Source organism: Rhizobium terrae (assembly GCF_003425685.1).
Lineage (GTDB): Bacteria > Pseudomonadota > Alphaproteobacteria > Rhizobiales > Rhizobiaceae > Neorhizobium > Neorhizobium terrae.
Genome location: NZ_QJKM01000017.1, coordinates 60,705 through 78,598, shown reverse-complemented (window position 1 = coordinate 78,598; position 17,894 = coordinate 60,705). Strand labels below are relative to the sequence as shown.

The following is a 17,894-nucleotide window of genomic DNA, read 5'->3' as shown; positions in this document are numbered from 1 at the left end:
AGGGGCCGAGTTGGCGAGCCGAGACCGGGCGCCGATATGGTCGCTTGTTTCAAGGACTGAATGATGACCCGAATAACGCCATTCGCGAGCCCCCTGCTTCTGGGCTTCGACGCCATGGAAAAGACCCTCGAACGCCTTGCCAAGGCCAATGACGGGTATCCTCCCTATAATATCGAACGCATTCATGCGAATGTCGAGGCGCCCGAGCGCCTCCGGATCACGCTCGCCGTTGCCGGCTTTTCCGAATCGGAACTGGATGTGACGACCGAGGAGACCCAGCTGGTCATCCGGGGGCGGCAGATCGAGCAGGGTGAGCGGGAATATCTTTACCGCGGCATTGCCGCCCGCCAGTTCCAGCGGGTCTTCGTTCTGGCCGACGGCATGCAGGTTGCCGGCGCGTCTCTCAGGAACGGATTGCTGTCAATCGACCTTATCCGCCCCCAGCCCGAGCGCATGGTGCGAAAAATTAACATTTCCGTCTCAGAGTAGATCAACGGCGTTAATGCCGTTGCATCCTCAATATGGAGGCTGGAATGCTCCTGAAAGAAGCGAATACGCGTTTGACGCAGTCCGAACTGGCTCATCTTGGCACCGGAGAAGTCGGATATATTCGCAAAATGCGGTCGGACGAAGTGTCCCGCTGCTTCCCCGAGGCTCCCGAAATCGATCCTACTCTCGATCTCTGGGCTCTGTTCGGCGCCGACGGCACCCCGATTCTTCTGACCGACAACCGCTCCAGCACCTTCTTCAAGGCTGCCGAAGACGATCTGAAGACCGTAACCGTTCACTGACGCTCAGACTTTTTCGAACGTCAGATAGGCCGAGGAACGGCCTTCGCGGCGGGCCTTGTTTTCGTATCGCGTCCCTGGCCAGCCCGCGAAAGGCGTCAGCCAATCCGATGACTGGTTCGCCAGCCATTCGAAGCCGGCGTGATCCCTGCAATGGATCAGCGTCCAGTTGACGTAGGTATCGATATCCGACGCGAAACAGAACAGGCCGCCCGGCTTCAGCACGCGGTGGAACCGGTCAAGATTGACCTGCGACACGAACCGCCTCTTCCAGTGCTTCCGCTTCGGCCACGGATCGGGGTAGAGAAGATCGATCCTGTCGAGTGAACCGTCCGGCAGCCAGTCGAGCACCTGCGTGGCGTCGTCGTCATAGACGCGGACATTCTTCAAGTTCAGCTCTTCGACGCGCGACAGCAGCTTCGCCATGGAATTGACGAAGGGTTCGATACCGATGAAGCCGGTCTCAGGGTTTTCCTGCGCGCGGTGGATGAGATGCTCGCCGCCGCCGAAACCAATCTCCAGCCGCAGAACCTTCACCGGAACGGAGAAGAGTTCGGCAAGGGACGCGGGTGGCGGCGCCAGGAGATCGAGCTTCAGGACCGGCAGCAGCGTCGCCATGCCTTCCGCCTGGCGTTCGCGCAGCGGCTTTCCCTTGCGACGTCCGAAGAAGGCTTCGGTGGCACGGCTCGGGTGCTGTTCGATCATGTGTTTCCCGTTTCCAAATAAAAAGCGGATGCCTTGGAGGCACCCGCTTTACAGTTTCCGGACGCTGTCCGTAAAGGCCGATCAAGCGGCCTTCAGCGTTTCACCCTTCAGCGCTTCCTTGAGCGGCTTCACGAGATCGGTCTTCTCCCAGGAGAAGGAGCCGTCGCGGCCGGCCTTGCGGCCGAAGTGACCATAGGCCGAGGTCTTGGCATAGATCGGCCTGTTGAGGTCGAGATGGCGGCGGATACCCGACGGGGACAGATCCATGACCTTGCGCAGCGCGGCTTCGATCTGATCTTCCGTCACGCCCTTGCCGGTGCCGGCGAGATCGACATAGACCGAGAGCGGCTGGGCGATACCGATCGCGTAAGAAATCTGGATCGTGCAGCGATCGGCAAGGCCGGCGGCGACGACGTTCTTGGCCAGATAACGGGCAGCGTAGGCGGCGGAACGGTCGACCTTGGTCGTGTCCTTGCCGGAGAAGGCACCGCCGCCATGCGGAGCCGCGCCGCCATAGGTGTCGACGATGATCTTGCGGCCGGTCAGACCGGCGTCACCATCCGGGCCGCCGATGACGAACTTGCCCGTGGGGTTGATGTACCATTTGCAATCCGCATCGATCGGCAGATCGCCGAGCGCTTCGCGGATATAAGGTTCGACGACGGCGCGAACCTTCTGGGAATCCCAGCTCTCGTCGAGGTGCTGGGTGGAAAGCACGATCGAATCGACGCCGGCCGGTTTGCCGTCTTCGTAACGTACGGTCACCTGGCTCTTGGCGTCAGGACCGAGCTTCGCCGCTTCGCCCTCGCCCTTCTTGCGGGCGGTTGCGAGAAGCTGCAGAATCTTGTGGGAATAGTAGATCGGCGCCGGCATGAGATCCGGCGTTTCCTTGCAGGCGTAACCGAACATGATGCCCTGGTCGCCGGCGCCCTCGTCGCCCTGCTTGTCGGCGGCGCTGTCGACGCCCTGCGCGATGTCGGCCGACTGGGAATGCAGAAGAACGTCGATCTTCGCGGTCTTCCAGTGGAAGCCGTCCTGCTCATAGCCGATCTCGCGGATCGCCTTGCGGGCTGCCGACTTGAACTTCGAAGGATTGATGACGTCCTTGCCGTCCTTGTCCTTCTTCATCAGGCTCGGCGGCAGGCGGACTTCGCCGGCGATGACCACGCGGTTGGTGGTGGCGAGCGTTTCGCAGGCGATGCGCACCGTCCAGGGATCGACACCGGTCTTGGCCGCTTCGCGGTACACAAGATCCACGATTTCATCGGAAATACGGTCACAAACCTTGTCCGGGTGGCCTTCGGCAACGGACTCGCTGGTGAACAGGTAACTTGCGCGCATTACGGGATTCCCCTCAAAGAAGCAAACGAGCTTGTGTTAGTGTCTTCCTTCGACAAAAACAAGCACACAACGACATATATATATCTTTATGTGTACACTCTAAACATTTTCGCAACACCAGGCCTGCCGCCGAAACGAAAAAAGCGGCCCGGGAGGCCGCTTTCGCATTTTTCGCTGTTTTCTGCCTTATTCGACTTCGGCATCCGCTGCGAGAGCCTTGACGAGATCGACCACACGCCGACGCACTTTCGGGTCGGAAATCTTCACGAAGGCCCGGTTGAGCTGCAAGCCCTCGGAGGAGGAGAGGAAATCCACCACGTAGTTGGAGCTGGAGGCTTCCGCCATCCCGCCCTGCGCACCGGACTGTTCGCCGGGAGCGTCTTCGAAGAAGAAGGACACCGGCACGTTGAGAATGCTGGAGATGTTCTGCAGGCGGCTGGCGCCGACGCGGTTGGTGCCCTTTTCATATTTCTGGATCTGCTGGAAGGTGATTCCAAGGCTTTCGCCGAGTTTTTCCTGGCTCATGCCAAGCATGGTGCGGCGAAGGCGAATCCGGCTCCCGACGTGGATGTCGATGGGGTTCGGCTTCTTTTTGTTTTCAATCATAACGATGTCCTGACGAAGTTTGTTTGTTAATCCTCACAACCCGGTCTGCGTGTGGAGATACACTTCGTGCGGTTGGTCACAACAGGCTCAACGTAGGAAGCATATGGCGAGACGAAAGGCTGACATCACTATGCAATTTTAGGGGTTTTTGGTCAATTCGCTCGGAAATTAAAACCAGCGCGCGAGATCGCTGCAATCAGCAACATCGATCCCAGCACCAACCAGAAGTGATTTTCCCTGGCGTTACCGTCCCAATGCGGAACAGATCCGCCTCTCAGAGTTGCATCCATCACACCTTTTTGATTGTAATCCACACCCCGCATTAGTCTTCCGATGGGATCGACAACGGCAGATATACCTGTATTGGCGGCGCGAATCAGTGGCAGGCCGTTTTCGACAGCCCGGATCCGGGCCTGCTGGAAGTGCTGGTAAGGACCGGGCGTAGCGCCGAACCAGCCATCATTGGTGACGTTGAGAAGGGCGCTCGTCCGCTCCACGTCGCCGCTGATCTCCTCTGGAAATATGGCTTCGTAGCAGATCAGCGGATAAAAGAGCCGCCCGCCCGGGAGCGTCAGCATCGCGCGGGCGGGCGCCGCGGTAAAGCCGCCCGGCATGGCGATGGCATCGGGTATGCCGAGGTTGCGCAGCAGGTCCTCGTAGGGAACATATTCGCCGAAAGGCACGAGATGCACCTTATCGGAGGCTGAAACGATCTGACCTTCGCCGTCGATCACGTAGATCGAATTATAGAAGCGCGGCGCAAAACCCGGTCCTGCGTCTTCCGACCGGACCGCGCCGGTGACAAGCACCTGGCCGTCCTGCAGCACCTCCGCAATGCGCGCCAGCGCATCCGGGTTCTGAGTGAGGATGAAAGGAACTGAGGTCTCCGGCCAGACAACGATATCCGGCCGCTTGCCACCGTTTTCGGAGGGGAGAGCCGAAAGCGCCAGATGCTCTTCGAAAATTGCCGCGCGCTCGGCATCGTCCAGCTTGCGCGCCTGGTCGATCACGGGCTGGACGATCCGCACGGTCATCTCGTTTCCGGAAGCTGCGGCAAGGATCGAATCCGCTTGGTGAAGCCGCCAGGCACCATAGCCGAGATGGGCGGCAAACAGCAGGGCCGCAAGCGCGAGGCCGGTCTTCATGCCTTTCCTGGTGCCGGTGAGAGCGGGGGCGGAAAAGACGAAGACAGCAAGCACCGTGACGCCAAAAATGCCCAGCGGCGCCGCCGATTGCATCATCAGCGGCACGGGCATGGCGCCGTAACCGATGGCATTCCAGGGAAAACCCGTGGCGACGAAGCCGCGCAGCCATTCCGCCAGCCCGAAAGCGAATGCAAGAGCCGCGAGCCGCCCGAAACCGTCCGACCAGAATATGCGGGCGATCGCGGTCGCGAGACCATAGAAAAGCGCGAGATAGGCCGGCAGGCCGAAAACGGCGAGCGGCAGCGCCCAGGCGAACTCATCCGCCTCCACAAGAAGTGCGTTTCCGAGCCACCAGAGGCTCGCGACAAAATAACCGAAGCCGAAGACCCAGCCGAGAAGGAAAGCCGAGCGCAACCGCGTCACCCAGCCCCCGTCCGGATGGCCCGTCGAGCCGTCCATCAACCAGACGAGCAGCGTGAAGGAGATGAAAAGCGCCGCAAAAAAGCCGAAGGGGGGCAGCGCCAGAGCCCCGACCGCACCTGCAAGAAAAGCGACGACGCCGCGAGGAAAGCCCCAGAGAAGCATGATCCTGCCCGCCAGCCGCTCCATGAATGTCCCTTCCGCGCCCCGAATCAACGGCCGCAGTCTTCCAAAAAACAGCCGGCTTGTCGCGAGGTCAAAGACGCCCGACTGCCTGCATGGCGCTCCATCTCATTGGCTGGGCCGGTTCGGATCGCGCGCAGGCGGCGGCAACAGGGCCTGGGGCGTCTGGTCGGCGATGGCGGCTTCGGCCTCGCCCTTTGCCGGCCGGCGGCGGCCAAGCGTACGCTTGCGCATGATGCGCACGCGCTTGATGCGGCGGGGATCGGCCTCCAGTATCTGGAATTCGAAGCCCGGGACGGCCTGCACCACCTCGCCGCGCACCGGAATGCGGCCGAGCTCCGAAAAGATCAGGCCGCCAAGCGTGTCGACATCCTCCAGCCGGTGGCGAATGTTGAAATCCGGGCCGATCGCTTCGGCGATCTCCTCGAGTTCGATACGCGCGTCGGCGGTGAAGACGTCGTCTCCGGTGCGGGAGAACATCACCTGGTCGTCGTCATGCTCGTCCTCGACGTCGCCGATCACCATTTCGACGATATCCTCATGGGAGACGAGACCGTCGGTTCCCCCGTATTCATCGATGACGAGCGCCAGCTGGGTGCGCGCAGCCTGCATGCTCTGGAGCAGATCGGAGGCGAGCATCGACGGCGGCACGAACAGGATCTTCCGGATCAGCCCCGCTTCGGCGACCGTCTGTTCCAGGTCGACGCGGCCGAGGTCGAAAGCCGGGCGGGGCGTGCGCACGATCTTCTCGGTCTTTTCCGCCTTGTCGGTGGCCAGCGGCATCGGCTGTGCAGGCGCTGCCTTCGCAGTCGCCGCCCGCGCACCGGAGCGGCGCTTGTTGCGGGCCTGCTTGGCAAGATAGGAAAGCAGGTCGCGGATATGCACCATGCCGCGCGGGTCGTCGAGCGTATCGCTGTAGACCGGCATGCGCGACCGGCCGGTCTCCTCGAAATGGATGAGGAGCTCGCCGATCGTCATGTTCATGTCGATCGCTTCGATGTCGGCGCGCGGAACCATGATATCTTCGACGCGGATCTCGCGAAAGCGCAGGATATTGTGCAGCATCGCCCGCTCTTCGGGAGAGAAGGCGCCGCTGATATTGGCGTCGGCCATCAGCGCGTCGGCGAGATCCTCGCGCAACTGCTCACCCTGCGACGGCCTCAGAAGCCTCAGAGCCCGAGACCAGAAGGAATTATGGGATTTGGACGACTGTTCGGATCGTAAAGAACTACTGCCCTCGTCCGACGAGGAAGAGTCCGAACCGTCCTTGCCCTCGCGGGCAACATTGCTCGATAAATCGTTCATAGGTCCAATACTATACTATCGGGTCCTGCCCCGCATAGGGGTCAGATAGGCCGAGCCCGGCCAAAATGCGAGTCTCTAAACCCTCCATTTCTTCCGCTTCGTCCGTATCCATGTGGTCGTAGCCGAAGAGATGCAGGAAACCGTGCACTAAAAGATGAGTCAGATGATCGCTGAAAGTTTTGTCTAATTCAACCGCCTCGCGTTCGACGGTTTCGCGCGCGATGACGATATCGCCGAGCATTGGCCCCGGCCTACCGCCCGGCTGAAGCGGAAAGGCGGGAAAAGACAAGACGTTGGTCGGCTTGTCCTTGCCGCGCCATTCGGCGTTGATTTCCTGGATCGCGGCGTCGTTGGTGAAGACAAGCGACAATTCCGGTGCGGTTTTCGGGAAAGGCTGCTTTTCTTCTCGTGCCAGAAAGTCGGCCGCAGCGCCGAGCACCTTCCCGCTCATGGCCAGAAGGGCCGGCTCATCGGGCCAGCCCTCGTCTTCCACGCTGATCTGTATGTCGAGTTCAGGCATGCTCCGGCCCGACCGCTTCAGCGGTCGAGATCCTCGCTTTCCTCATGGACGGCATATTGCGCGTCATAGGCCTTGACGATGCGGCCGACCAGCGGATGGCGGACAACGTCCGTATCCTTGAAGCGGATAACGGAAATGCCTTCGACACCCTTCAGGATCTGCAACGCCTCGACCAGGCCTGATTTCACGCCGCGCGGCAGGTCCACCTGGCTCGGATCGCCGGTGACGATCATCCGGGCATTCTCGCCGAGGCGGGTCAGAAACATCTTCATCTGCATCGACGTGGTGTTCTGCGCCTCGTCGAGGATGACGGCGGCATTGGCAAGCGTGCGGCCGCGCATGAAGGCGAGCGGCGCAATCTCGATGACGCCGGCGGTGATCGCCCGCTCCACCTTGTCGCCCGGCATCATGTCGTAAAGCGCGTCATAAAGCGGCCGCAGATAAGGATCGACCTTCTCCTTCATGTCGCCCGGCAGGAAGCCCAAGCGCTCGCCGGCCTCCACCGCGGGGCGTGACAGGATGATCCGGTCCACCGCGCCGCGCTCCAGAAGCTGTGCGGCATGGGCGACCGCCAGATAGGTCTTGCCGGTACCGGCAGGGCCGACACCGAAAACGAGTTCCGAGCGTTCCAGCGCCCGCATATAAGCATCCTGGGTCGGTGTCCGGGCCTGGATCGTCTTCTTGCGGGTGGAAATCTGCGCCATCGACAGCTTTGCCTTGCGCTCCATGGTCGGCAGGGTCAGCTGGTCGTCCGCCGCCTGGGCCATGCGGATCGCGCCTTCGACATCGGAAATCTCCACAGAACCGCCCTTCTGAAGCCGTTCATAGAGGAAATCCAGCGCCCGGCGCGCCTGATTGGTGGCCGTCACGTCACCGGAGATCGCCACCGAATTGCCGCGCGGCCGCGCATCTATGCGAAGCCGTTCTTCCAGCAATTTCAGGTTTTGGTCGAATTGGCCGAAAAGCTCGCTTGCGAACCTGTTGTTCTCGAACGTCAGCACGAAATGGTTGGCATCGGTCGCAGCGGATCGGGGTTGACGCGCGGATGAAGAAACCAATTCATGTCCGTTCAAGTAGGCAAGCTCCTGCTTTTCAAGTTCAGGCCCCCACTAAACTCCCTGCCGGTTCGGCAAACAAGCTGTTCGGGCCGGTTCCGATGATTCGTACTTGGATAATGTCACCGATTTGCGATGTTTTTGCATCAACATTCACAGACTGCAGCCAAGGCGAGCGTCCGATGACCTGCCCCGGCATCCGGCCGGGCTTTTCCAGCAGCAGGTCGATGACCTTTCCAACGCAGGATTTGGCAAAGTCGGCCTGCTGTTTCAAGAGCAGGGCCTGCAATCTTTCCAGTCGCTCGGATTTAACCTCTTCCGCCACCTGATCGCCAAGCTCGGCGCCCGGCGTACCCGGGCGGGTCGAATATTTGAAGGAGAAGGCCGAGGCATAATTCACGTCCTCGACGATCCGGAGCGTGTCCTCGAAATCGCGGTCCGTCTCGCCGGGGAACCCGACGATGAAATCGCCCGACATCGCGATATCCGGGCGGACCGAACGGATGCGCTCGATGAGGCGCAGATATTCGGCGGCCGTGTGGCGGCGGTTCATGGCCTTGAGGATACGATCGGAACCCGCCTGCACCGGCAGGTGCAGATAAGGCATCAGGGTCCGCAGATCGCGATGCGCCTCGATGAGCTTGTCATCCATGTCGCGCGGATGGCTGGTCGTGTAGCGCAGCCGGGCAAGGCCCGGTATTTCCGCCAGCCTGTAGAGGAGATCGCCAAGGCTCCATTCGCCGCCCTTCGGACCTTCCGCCCGCCAGGCATTGACGTTCTGGCCGAGCAGCGTGATCTCGCGCACGCCGCCATCGACCAGCCGCTCGGCCTCGTCGAGGATCTGCTGCACGGGCCGCGATACTTCCGAACCGCGGGTATAGGGCACGACGCAGAAGGTGCAGAACTTGTCGCAGCCTTCCTGCACGGTCAGGAAGGAGGTCACGCCGCGGGCGCGGACCTTCGCCTTTTCCGGCTGCGGCAGGTGTTCGAACTTGTCCTCGACGGCATATTCGGTGTCGACGACGCGTTTTCCGGCGCGAGCGTTTCGGAGCGCTTCCGGCAGGCGGTGATAAGTCTGCGGGCCGATGACCACGTCGACCGACGGCGAGCGGCGAAGGATTTCCTCGCCTTCCGCCTGGGCGACGCAGCCGGCCACGCCGATCATCAGCTCCCTGCCTTCGGCGGCGCGGGTCTTTTTCATCTCGCGCAGCCGGCCGAGCGCCGAATAGACCTTGTCGGCCGCCTTTTCGCGGATGTGACAGGTATTGAGCAGGATGAGATCGGCCTCCGCCATTTCCTCGGTCGTAACGTAGCCGTCGCTCGCCAACGCATCGCTCATGCGCGTCGAATCGTAGACGTTCATCTGACAGCCATAGGTCTTGATGAAGACCTTGCGCGTGTTGGGACGGCTGTCCGGACGCTGGAAGGCCTCTTCGGCCTGGAGTGGAAGGGAGACGTGTTCGTTCATGCGGGCTTCCTTACTCCAAGAAGTCCCGAAATTGAAGCGTTTCGTGATTCGCGTGGTTTGCGGAGCATCGTACCATATCCGCTCCATCACCAACCCGCCGGGCACGAGCTTGAAATTCCATCCTAAACCTTTTCATAATCCCGTCCGCGCAGGTGCCTTACCAGCATGCGGCGGAGTTGGCTCGTCACGGCCTGGCTCAGGTGCTTGCGATTGTCGCCGGCTCGAAATTCGACTGTTCTGCCGAAGATCACGTCCACATCCAGCGCTCCTTCTTTCAGGACGCCCATGAGATGCGGCAGGAGGGGAATATCCCCGGGCCAAGCGGCGATCGGTCGGTGGTAATGGCCCATCGCCATGCCATGCACCCGGGTATAGGCGATCGCCACCGGCTGAACGTGAACCACGCCCTCGGGCGTATGCGGCACCGCTGCGGCGGCGGCACCGAAGAGGGAGGACTTGACCTCCAGCAGCCGGTTGCCGTCCGAAGTCGTCCCTTCCGGGAAGAGCACCACGATTTCGCCGGCGGTCATGCGCTCGGCGATCTCATTCACCTGGTCGCCGGTGCGGCGCTTCTGCTCGCGGGCGATAAAGATGCTTTTCTGCAGCTTGGCGAGCATTCCGAAGACCGGCCAGTCCGCCACCTCGGATTTCGCGATGTAAACGACGTCGGCAATGGCGCCGAGAACGAGGATGTCTTTCCAGGAGACGTGGTTGGAGGCGAGCATCAGCGGCCGCCGGCCGTCGATCGTTCCGTGCACATGGATGCGGATGCCGAGCAGACAACACGCCGTCCTATGCCAGTAGCGCGGCAGATATCGGCGGATCTTCAGATCGAGCGCGAGGCCGACAAGCTGGAACGGCAGGATGACCAGCGTGACTGCGAAAAGGACGACACCGATTACACCGATCCGCAGCCAGGTGATCACTTCTCGTCCTTGTCGAGCGGAATGCCGTAGAGCTCCAGCCGATGGCCGACGAGGCGGAAACCATGCTCGCGGGCGATACGCTCCTGCAGGGCCTCGATCTCCGACGATCGGAATTCGATGACGGTGCCGGTGCTGACGTCGATCATATGGTCATGATGTTCTTCCGGAACCGTCTCATAACGCGACCGGCCATCGCGGAAATCGTGCTTCTCGATGATTCCCTCATCCTCGAAGAGTTTCACCGTGCGATAGACGGTCGAGATCGAGATGCGCGGATCAACCTTCGAGGAACGTCGATAGAGTTCTTCGACATCGGGATGGTCATCGGATTCCTGCAGGATGCGCGCGATCACACGGCGTTGGTCGGTCATGCGCATGCCTTTCTCGGCACACAGCTCCTCCAGGCTTTTGGAAAGGTCTGTCATGTCGTTTTGGCCTTTGAAACATTCCCGCAGGAGTTAACCGACTAACGAAGAACGCGGCGCATGACAAGCGCCGAGGATCGCGTGCCATCCGGTCCGGCATAATAGGCCGGACGCTCGCCGACCTTCTGGAAGCCGAGCTTGCGATAAAGCTCGACCGCCGACCGATTGGCTGCCTCGACCTCCAGAAACATGCTCTCGCCACCGCGCACCGCGGCCTCGCGCAGGGCCGCCTGCATGAGCCGCCAGCCCAGCCCCTGGCGCCCGAATTTCTCGTTCACGGCGACCGTCAGGATCTCCGCCTCGCCGGCAGCCTCCCGCGACAGGACGAAACCACCGAGCGGCTTCGAAAAGAACGCGTTCGTCTGACGCACGACGAAGCCGAAGACATTGGCCTGCATCAGCAGGTTCTGGAATTCGCCGTCACTCCACCGTCGCGGAAACCGCAGGCCGTGAAGCTCGGAGATTTCTGCGCAATCGCCGAGCTCCATGGGCACGACTTCAAAAAACGGCTTCCAGCTCAGGTAATCGTCGAACATCCGTCATTCACTGGCATTCAGGACCGGAAAGCCCGGCCGGGCATTCAAGACCGGGCAAGGGCGAAGCCGGTTTGGGGTTTCGCATCGGGTCCACGAAGATACAACGGTTTTGGGCGCCGTGCATCCACAGGCTTCTCTGCACCGATTCGCGCCACCATGGCGATATCGAAACGGTCCCGTCCTTCGAACTCGACCTCTCCCCCGGTGGGCGATTGCCGTGCCCATGAACCCGTCGCGGCGGCTGAAAGACGTTCGACGAGGTCGTAAACATCCTCTGGCGACAGGGCCGCGGGTTCGCCCAGAGGCGCTCCGTCTGCGGAGAATGCCTGCGTATAGACCTCGCTGCGCTTGGCATCCATGGCGGCCACGACCGGCCGGCCGGGATTTCGGGAGAGGTAGAAGCGGGCAAGTGTCTCAAGCGTCGTGACGCCGACCGCATCCCGCCCGAGCGCCAGCGCCAGGCCGCGCGCCGCAGCGACGCCGACACGGATGCCGGTGAAGGAACCGGGCCCGATCACCACCGCAATCCGGTCGACCGCCTCGAGCGGCAAGCCGGCCTCCGACAACGCCTCGTCGATCACCGCCATGAGCCGCTCCGCATGGCCCTTGCCGATCGCCTCGGTGACCGTCGACAGCACGAGACCCGCCGCACTGTCAAACAGCGCAGCGGAACAATCCACCCCGGCGGTGTCGATGGCCAAAACGATCATGCCAGAACGATCATGAAAGAGGACGGTTCGAGCCTCAGAGGGCTTCGACCGCCTGCACTTCCGGGACGAAATGCTTGAGCAGGTTCTGCACGCCGTGCTTCAACGTCGCGGTGGACGACGGGCAGCCGGAGCATGCACCCTTCATGTTGAGGTAGACGGTGCCGTCGCGGAAACCCTTGAAGGTGATATCGCCGCCATCCTGCGCAACCGCCGGGCGGACGCGGGTTTCGAGCAGTTCCTTGATGGTGGCGACGACCGTTTCGTCGTCCTCGTCGAAGAATTCGCCTTCCTCATCCAGATCTTCGGCAAGCGTCGAGGCGCCGCCCATGACCGGCTGGCCGGACATGAAATGCTCCATGATCGAACCGAGGATCGCCGGCTTCAGGTGCTGCCACTCGGCATTTTCCTTGGAGACGGTGATGAAGTCATAACCGAAATAGACGCCGGTGACGCCGTTGATCGCGAAGAGGCGCGAGGCCAGCGGAGAGACTTCCGCCTCGCCGGCATTGCGGAAATCCGCCGTGCCCTTGTCCATAACCACTTTGCCAGGCAGGAACTTCAGGGTCGCCGGGTTGGGCGTGGCTTCCGTCTGAATGAACATATCGTCTCTCCTGGGCCTGCCTTCGCTTGGAGCGATGCCCTGCAAATTTAGAATTCTTCAAAAGAAGATAAGCCGTATCAGCTTTATCTTCAAGTGCGCCTTAACCTTTTAACGGTCAAGACCCCATCAGCACAGCGCGTCGATTTCCTCGTCGCTCAAGCTGCCGGGCAGGACGGTCACGGGGATCGGAAAGGCCGCCTCGCGGCCGGCGACGGCCGAGACCAGCGGTCCCGGTCCCTCCTTGGCCGACCCCGTTGCCAGAACGAGGATGGCGATATCCCGGTCCTCTTCCACCAGCATGTTGATCTGCTCGGTGGCGATGCCTTCGCGGATGACGATTTCCGGATCGATGCCGATCGTCTCGCGCACCTTCTGGGCGGTCTTGGCCATGACAGATTCGGCCTCCTCGCGCGCTTCGGCCCGCATGATCTGCTCGACGCCGAGCCATTGCTGGAAATCGCCTTCGGGGATGACGAAGAGCAACACCAGCCCGCCGTTGGAATTCTTGGCGCGGCGGCCGGCATAATGGACGGCCCGCTCGCATTCCGGCGTGCCGTCGATGATCGCCATGAACTTGCGCCGATGGCCCTCAAGCCGCGAAAGCCGTTTCGAAACCATGCAGCCCCCTCACTTCCACGTAGTCTACCGAAGCAGTCGTGAAGCGGAACTTAGAGCCTCGCGCGGCAAATGAAAACCCGCCACGGATACCGTGGCGGGTATGCGAATTTTGCGTGGCCCCCGTTGTCGGCTCCGGTCAGCGCAGGAAGCCGACGATGTCGAAGACTTCGCCCATGACCTTTTCGGCGCGGGCCCGAGCCCGCTCGCCGCCATCCCGCAGGATCGCGTCGATATGGGTCGTGTCATCCATCAGGCGGCGCATTTCCGACGTGATCGGCGCGAGCACATGCACGGCGAGATCGGCAAGCGCCGGCTTGAAGACCGAGAACTGCTGACCGCCGAACTCGGCGAGAACGTCCGCCTTGGTGCGGTCGGCAAGCGCGGCATAGATGCCGACGAGGTTGTCGGCCTCCGGTCGGCTCTTCAGTCCCTCGACCTCGCTCGGCAGGCCGTCTGGATCGGTCTTCGCCTTGCGGATCTTCTTGGCGATCTCTTCCGGATCGTCCATCAGGTTGATGCGCGACAGGTCCGACGGATCGGACTTCGACATCTTCTTGGTGCCGTCACGCAGCGACATGACGCGCGGCGCAGGTCCGTCGATCAAGGGCTCGACCAGCGGGAAATAACCGTGGATCGGTTCCTCGCCGACAACCATGTCGACGCCGGTGCCAGTCGCGCGGATCTTGTCCTGGAAGTCGATATTGAACTTCTGGGCGATGCCGCGGGCAAGCTCCAAGTGCTGCTTTTGGTCGTCACCGACCGGCACGTGGGTGGCACGGTAGACGAGAATGTCGGCCGCCATCAGGCTCGGATAGGCGAGCAGACCCAGCGAGGCGTTCTCGCGGTCCTTGCCGGCCTTGTCCTTGAACTGGGTCATGCGGTTCATCCAGCCGATGCGGGCGACGCAGTTGAAGACCCAGGCAAGTTCCGCATGCTGCGGCACGGCCGACTGGTTGAAGACGATATGCTTCTTCGGGTCTATGCCCGAAGCGATGAAGGCGGCGGCAATCGAGCGGATTTGACCACGCAGGTCGTCATGCACGAGTTGTGCAGTGATCGCATGCAGGTCGACGACGCAATAGATGCAGTCGTTGTTTTCCTGCAGCGCCACGAACTTGCGGATGGCGCCGAGATAATTGCCGAGATGGAGATTGCCGGTCGGCTGAACGCCGGAAAAGACAAGCGGCTTGAAAGTATTCATATCGTCCTCGAACAGGCTGGTGGAAGGCCCCAGGCCCTGGAATGCGCGTCTCCGGAAGGTGTGAACGTCTCCGGCGGGCGCGCCCCGCGGGCCATGTAGCTAACGGGCGGGCTTATGCACGGGCGGCGGGACAGGATCAAGGGCTTAACGGGGCGCGTGTTCAATCAAATCCCAGGTGTTGCCATAAGGATCGGAAAACACCGCGACCGTGCCGTAAACCTCATGTCGCGGCTCCTCCAGAAAGCGGACGCCGCTCGCCAGCATGGCGGCATGATCGCGGGCAAAATTATCGGTCTTCAAGAAGAAGCCGACCCGGCCGCCGGTCTGGTTGCCGATCGCAGCCTTCTGCCGATCGTTGGCCGACTGCGCCAGCAGCAACGCAGCCCCCTGCCCGCCCTTCGGCTTTACCACGACCCAGCGTTTGCCATCCGGAAGCGGCGTATCTTCCACGCATTCGAAGCCGAGCACGTCACCATAGAATGCCTTGGCGCGATCGTAGTCATCGACGAGGAGGGTGACGAGAAAGACGGACTGACCGGACATATGAGGCTCTCCCTTTATTGGTGGTGGCGGCCTGGAACATACCTGGGCATCAGGCAAGCGTAATCGTTCACGCGGCGAATGGCGCCCGTGATCTGCAACATTGGAGAGCCCATACGAATGCGGAACCTCAAATGATTTAGTATGTGGCTCCGCATTCGCGTGGCCTTCGGCGTCTTGTCAGGACTTCCGGTCCCTACAGGTGATCACCTCGCCTCGCTGCGTGGCATTTCCGCCACTTGCACGGCTCAACCGAACCCGGCCCGGCGGCCAGGGGGAGGCTTGATAAGAACACCTGCCTTGCGGGCACGCGCTCCATGGCTTTCACCTCTTCCACCTTCCCCGCACGTTACGGTTCCGATGAAAGCGCCGGCTCCCGCCTGCCCGCGACGTCTCGCGAAACACTCCGGCGACGGAAGCGGGGTAATTATAGGCGTAGTAGAGGAGGGCGGGGAAATTCGGCTACCACTTTTGAAGCAAGATATTGAATCTGCAGTATCGAAAGGCAAAATTCTTCCCCGCTTTCCCCCAAAATGATTAACGCATGTTAGACTTTAAGGCGTCAAAAATCCCAATTTTGAGCAAAAAGCTCCTTATTCGCGCCCCTTTTCGAAATGAAATACCCAATGATTACCACGGTTAACCGGTCATGAAGACACGGTCTCATCTCGGGGGATATCATGCGCATCATTTTTCGCGTCGCGCTTGCCTGCCTTATGACAGTAAGCTTGGCCTATCAGACTGAAGCCGGCGAAAACCGGAAACGTCGCGGCACTTCCTTCAAACACGATTACTCCGCCTACTACACCGTCCAGCGGATCAGCGTCCGTACCGCCTGCTTTCCGGAGAAGCTCGGCGCCATCCTTGCCCATATCGCCAAGGAGACGGGCCAAAAACCGATGGTGACGTCCGGGCATCGGCCACATTCCGGAAGATCACAGCACAGCCATTGTTATGCCGCAGATATCCGTGTGCCGGGCGTTTCCGAAAAGGTGATCCTTGCCGCAGCGGCCGGCGCACCGGGCATCGGCGGGATCGGCCGCTACTGCAACGGCATCGTGCATGTCGATATCGGCCCCAAGCGCACATGGGCGCATTGCGGCAGAGGAAAGGGCCTGGCCGGCCTCAAACGCCGCAGCCGGTCCTGACGGGACGTCAATTCGGCCGGCGCTATTCCGGCGGCATCCGGGGCGCCTTCGGCTTCCGCTTCATGTTCCGCCTGATCATTCCGAGATCGGCACCGCCGATCAGGAAGGCGGAAGCGAAGTAGACCACCATCGCCAGCGCGAGCAGGCAGCCGAGCGCCAGGACCTGCTGAACCAGATGCGCGCCGGGTGTGAGCCAAGAGGCCGCATAGGGAAGCGCATAAACGAGCGCCGCCGACATGACGGCGGTTGCGACGAGAAGCAGGGCCGTGCGTCTGGCAAGCGCCCATTCCCAGGACAGATGGCCGCGCCACAGCAGCGTCGAAAAGAGCAGGATCGTGTTCGTCCAGCCGGCTGCGGCCTCGGCGGTGGCGATGCCGCGCTCGGCGATCAGGGGAAAAAGCGTAATGGCGAGGCCGGAATTGATGACCACCGAGATCATGGTGAACCGCATCGGCGTCCGGGTATCCTCGCGGGCATAAAAACCCGGCTGCAGCGCCTTGATGAGCACGAAGCCCGGCAGGCCGATGCCGTAAATGGCGAGGATGGAGGCGACCACGGCGGTGTTTTCCGCGGAGAAGGCACCGCGTTCGTAAAGCACGCGGATGATCGCGTCGGAGAGGATCCACAGGCCCGCGGCGGCCGGGAGGGTCAGGAACAGCACGAATTCGATCGAGCGGTTCTGAGTGTTGGCCGCCTCCTTCAAAAACCCGGCCTTGAGCGCGCGGGCGAGCTCCGGCAGGAGCACGACGCCGACCGCGACGCCCACCACGCCCAGCGGCAGCTGATAGATGCGGTCGGCATATTGGAGGGCGGCGATCGCGCCTTCCTTGCCGGATGCGATCGCCTGGCCGATGATCTGGTTGATCTGCGTGATGCCGCCGGTGACGGCGGCGGGCACCGCCAGCCAAAGCAGCCGCCTGACGTTCGGCGTCATCCTCGGGCGGCGGAAGCCGATGTTGATGCCGGCATGACGCACGCCGGCGTAAACCACGGCGAGCTGCAGGATGCCGGCCGCAAGCACGCTCCAGGAAAGATACCAGGCGATCACCCGCGGTTCCGCGCCAGCCCAGAGCCCGTATAAGAGCGCCGCGATCATCACCACGTTCAGGAAGACCGGCGCGACCGCCGCCGCGAAGAAGTGATGCAGCGAATTCAGCATGCCGCTCATCATCGCCGTCAGCGACATGCACATGAGGTAGGGGAACATCACCGCCGCCATGCGGATGGTGAGCGACGTCTTTTCCGGGTCGTCGGCAAAACCCGGCGCGATGATCCACTCGACCAGCCAGGGCATGGCGAGTTCCATCACGATGGTGATGACCAGCAGTGCGGAGAAGAGGACGCCGAAGACTTCCTCCGAAAACCGCTTGGCGCCCTCGACGCCGTTCGCCTCGATCTCCTTCGAAAACAGCGGCACGAAGGCGGCGTTGAACGCGCCTTCGGCGAAAAGCCGGCGGAACAGGTTCGGGAAGCGGAAGGCGGCATAAAAGACGTCCGCCATCGGGCCGGTGCCGAGCGCCGCCGCCATGAAGGTTTCGCGGGCGAAACCGAAGATGCGGCTGCCGAGCGTGGCGCCGCCGACGGTGGCGAATTTCTTGACGAGGCTCATGGGGTGGGGCTCGTAGTGAAGGAGACGGCAGGCCGGTATCCGAG

Annotated in this window: 20 protein-coding genes; 3 read left to right on the top strand and 17 right to left on the bottom strand. The window is 61.7% G+C overall.

Translation table 11 applies throughout. From position 1 onward, the window contains the following. Positions 1-63: 63 nt before the first annotated feature. A complete protein-coding gene (locus DMO26_RS26720) occupies positions 64-489 on the top strand; it encodes an Hsp20 family protein (RefSeq protein WP_117195406.1) in 426 nt (141 codons plus the stop codon). A 44-nt stretch (positions 490-533) separates the two neighbouring features. Then, positions 534-791: a BQ00720 family protein gene (locus DMO26_RS26715; RefSeq protein WP_117195374.1), complete on the top strand. Its 258-nt coding sequence runs from the start codon at positions 534-536 to the stop codon at positions 789-791. A gap of 3 nt (positions 792-794) precedes the next feature. Here DMO26_RS26715 and trmB read toward each other — a convergent pair whose 3' ends face one another. From trmB to DMO26_RS26635, 16 genes are all read right to left on the bottom strand, one after another. Beyond that, entirely contained in the window at positions 795-1,493 is a 699-nt protein-coding gene (gene trmB, locus DMO26_RS26710; RefSeq protein WP_117195373.1) for a tRNA (guanosine(46)-N7)-methyltransferase TrmB, read from the bottom strand. 81 nt (positions 1,494-1,574) lie between these two features. Continuing rightward, positions 1,575-2,834 carry a methionine adenosyltransferase gene (gene metK, locus DMO26_RS26705; protein WP_117195372.1) on the bottom strand — a complete coding sequence of 420 codons (1,260 nt, stop codon included), beginning with the start codon at positions 2,832-2,834 and terminating at the stop codon, positions 1,575-1,577. A 186-nt stretch (positions 2,835-3,020) separates the two neighbouring features. Next, positions 3,021-3,440, bottom strand: coding sequence for a helix-turn-helix domain-containing protein (locus tag DMO26_RS26700; RefSeq protein ID WP_117195371.1), 420 nt, complete (start codon positions 3,438-3,440; stop codon positions 3,021-3,023). Between the two features lie 152 nt (positions 3,441-3,592). Beyond that, a complete protein-coding gene (gene lnt, locus DMO26_RS26695) occupies positions 3,593-5,194 on the bottom strand; it encodes an apolipoprotein N-acyltransferase (RefSeq protein WP_117195370.1) in 1,602 nt (533 codons plus the stop codon). Between the two features lie 102 nt (positions 5,195-5,296). After that, entirely contained in the window at positions 5,297-6,493 is a 1,197-nt protein-coding gene (locus tag DMO26_RS26690; protein ID WP_117195369.1) for a hemolysin family protein, read from the bottom strand. Between the two features lie 10 nt (positions 6,494-6,503). Then, positions 6,504-7,013, bottom strand: a complete 510-nt coding sequence (gene ybeY, locus DMO26_RS26685; RefSeq protein ID WP_117195368.1) for an rRNA maturation RNase YbeY — start codon at positions 7,011-7,013, stop codon at positions 6,504-6,506. A gap of 17 nt (positions 7,014-7,030) precedes the next feature. Further along, positions 7,031-8,086: a PhoH family protein gene (locus tag DMO26_RS26680; RefSeq protein ID WP_117195367.1), complete on the bottom strand. Its 1,056-nt coding sequence runs from the start codon at positions 8,084-8,086 to the stop codon at positions 7,031-7,033. A 25-nt stretch (positions 8,087-8,111) separates the two neighbouring features. Further along, a complete protein-coding gene (gene miaB / locus DMO26_RS26675) occupies positions 8,112-9,536 on the bottom strand; it encodes a tRNA (N6-isopentenyl adenosine(37)-C2)-methylthiotransferase MiaB (RefSeq protein ID WP_117195366.1) in 1,425 nt (474 codons plus the stop codon). A 122-nt stretch (positions 9,537-9,658) separates the two neighbouring features. Next, positions 9,659-10,462 (bottom strand): lysophospholipid acyltransferase family protein, encoded by an 804-nt coding sequence (locus DMO26_RS26670; RefSeq protein ID WP_117195365.1) that lies wholly within the window; start codon positions 10,460-10,462, stop codon positions 9,659-9,661. Then, positions 10,459-10,887: a Fur family transcriptional regulator gene (locus DMO26_RS26665; RefSeq protein WP_117195364.1), complete on the bottom strand. Its 429-nt coding sequence runs from the start codon at positions 10,885-10,887 to the stop codon at positions 10,459-10,461. Before DMO26_RS26665 ends, DMO26_RS26670 begins: the two co-directional genes overlap by 4 nt. A 41-nt stretch (positions 10,888-10,928) precedes the next feature. After that, on the bottom strand, positions 10,929-11,423 hold the full coding sequence (locus DMO26_RS26660) for a GNAT family N-acetyltransferase (protein ID WP_117195363.1): 495 nt from the start codon (positions 11,421-11,423) through the stop codon (positions 10,929-10,931). Between the two features lie 44 nt (positions 11,424-11,467). Further along, positions 11,468-12,133, bottom strand: coding sequence for a tRNA (adenosine(37)-N6)-threonylcarbamoyltransferase complex dimerization subunit type 1 TsaB (gene tsaB / locus DMO26_RS26655; RefSeq protein WP_117195362.1), 666 nt, complete (start codon positions 12,131-12,133; stop codon positions 11,468-11,470). A 34-nt stretch (positions 12,134-12,167) separates the two neighbouring features. Beyond that, positions 12,168-12,734: a NifU family protein gene (locus DMO26_RS26650; RefSeq protein ID WP_117195361.1), complete on the bottom strand. Its 567-nt coding sequence runs from the start codon at positions 12,732-12,734 to the stop codon at positions 12,168-12,170. 126 nt (positions 12,735-12,860) lie between these two features. After that, positions 12,861-13,352 (bottom strand): universal stress protein, encoded by a 492-nt coding sequence (locus DMO26_RS26645; protein WP_117195360.1) that lies wholly within the window; start codon positions 13,350-13,352, stop codon positions 12,861-12,863. 136 nt (positions 13,353-13,488) lie between these two features. Continuing rightward, complete coding sequence (trpS, locus tag DMO26_RS26640) at positions 13,489-14,553, bottom strand: tryptophan--tRNA ligase (RefSeq protein ID WP_117195359.1); 1,065 nt, start codon at positions 14,551-14,553, stop codon at positions 13,489-13,491. A gap of 144 nt (positions 14,554-14,697) precedes the next feature. Then, complete coding sequence (locus tag DMO26_RS26635; RefSeq protein ID WP_117195358.1) at positions 14,698-15,096, bottom strand: VOC family protein; 399 nt, start codon at positions 15,094-15,096, stop codon at positions 14,698-14,700. Positions 15,097-15,773: 677 nt separating this feature from the next. Between DMO26_RS26635 and DMO26_RS26630 the strand changes: the two genes are divergently transcribed. Beyond that, positions 15,774-16,241: a DUF882 domain-containing protein gene (locus DMO26_RS26630; RefSeq protein WP_117195357.1), complete on the top strand. Its 468-nt coding sequence runs from the start codon at positions 15,774-15,776 to the stop codon at positions 16,239-16,241. A 22-nt stretch (positions 16,242-16,263) separates the two neighbouring features. Here DMO26_RS26630 and murJ read toward each other — a convergent pair whose 3' ends face one another. Continuing rightward, positions 16,264-17,850: a murein biosynthesis integral membrane protein MurJ gene (gene murJ / locus DMO26_RS26625; protein WP_117195356.1), complete on the bottom strand. Its 1,587-nt coding sequence runs from the start codon at positions 17,848-17,850 to the stop codon at positions 16,264-16,266. Positions 17,851-17,894 lie beyond the last annotated feature (44 nt).

What these genes read in the sequence shown, in the direction of transcription:
- DMO26_RS26720 (WP_117195406.1), top strand. Translation starts at nt 64, where the DNA reads ATGACCCGAATAACGCCATTCGCGAGCCCCCTGCTTCTGGGCTTCGAC.
- DMO26_RS26715 (WP_117195374.1), top strand. Translation starts at nt 534, where the DNA reads ATGCTCCTGAAAGAAGCGAATACGCGTTTGACGCAGTCCGAACTGGCT.
- trmB (WP_117195373.1), bottom strand. Translation starts at nt 1,493, where the DNA reads ATGATCGAACAGCACCCGAGCCGTGCCACCGAAGCCTTCTTCGGACGT.
- metK (WP_117195372.1), bottom strand. Translation starts at nt 2,834, where the DNA reads ATGCGCGCAAGTTACCTGTTCACCAGCGAGTCCGTTGCCGAAGGCCAC.
- DMO26_RS26700 (WP_117195371.1), bottom strand. Translation starts at nt 3,440, where the DNA reads ATGATTGAAAACAAAAAGAAGCCGAACCCCATCGACATCCACGTCGGG.
- lnt (WP_117195370.1), bottom strand. Translation starts at nt 5,194, where the DNA reads ATGGAGCGGCTGGCGGGCAGGATCATGCTTCTCTGGGGCTTTCCTCGC.
- DMO26_RS26690 (WP_117195369.1), bottom strand. Translation starts at nt 6,493, where the DNA reads ATGAACGATTTATCGAGCAATGTTGCCCGCGAGGGCAAGGACGGTTCG.
- ybeY (WP_117195368.1), bottom strand. Translation starts at nt 7,013, where the DNA reads ATGCCTGAACTCGACATACAGATCAGCGTGGAAGACGAGGGCTGGCCC.
- miaB (WP_117195366.1), bottom strand. Translation starts at nt 9,536, where the DNA reads ATGAACGAACACGTCTCCCTTCCACTCCAGGCCGAAGAGGCCTTCCAG.
- DMO26_RS26665 (WP_117195364.1), bottom strand. Translation starts at nt 10,887, where the DNA reads ATGACAGACCTTTCCAAAAGCCTGGAGGAGCTGTGTGCCGAGAAAGGC.
- DMO26_RS26660 (WP_117195363.1), bottom strand. Translation starts at nt 11,423, where the DNA reads ATGTTCGACGATTACCTGAGCTGGAAGCCGTTTTTTGAAGTCGTGCCC.
- tsaB (WP_117195362.1), bottom strand. Translation starts at nt 12,133, where the DNA reads ATGATCGTTTTGGCCATCGACACCGCCGGGGTGGATTGTTCCGCTGCG.
- DMO26_RS26650 (WP_117195361.1), bottom strand. Translation starts at nt 12,734, where the DNA reads ATGTTCATTCAGACGGAAGCCACGCCCAACCCGGCGACCCTGAAGTTC.
- DMO26_RS26645 (WP_117195360.1), bottom strand. Translation starts at nt 13,352, where the DNA reads ATGGTTTCGAAACGGCTTTCGCGGCTTGAGGGCCATCGGCGCAAGTTC.
- trpS (WP_117195359.1), bottom strand. Translation starts at nt 14,553, where the DNA reads ATGAATACTTTCAAGCCGCTTGTCTTTTCCGGCGTTCAGCCGACCGGC.
- DMO26_RS26635 (WP_117195358.1), bottom strand. Translation starts at nt 15,096, where the DNA reads ATGTCCGGTCAGTCCGTCTTTCTCGTCACCCTCCTCGTCGATGACTAC.
- DMO26_RS26630 (WP_117195357.1), top strand. Translation starts at nt 15,774, where the DNA reads ATGCGCATCATTTTTCGCGTCGCGCTTGCCTGCCTTATGACAGTAAGC.
- murJ (WP_117195356.1), bottom strand. Translation starts at nt 17,850, where the DNA reads ATGAGCCTCGTCAAGAAATTCGCCACCGTCGGCGGCGCCACGCTCGGC.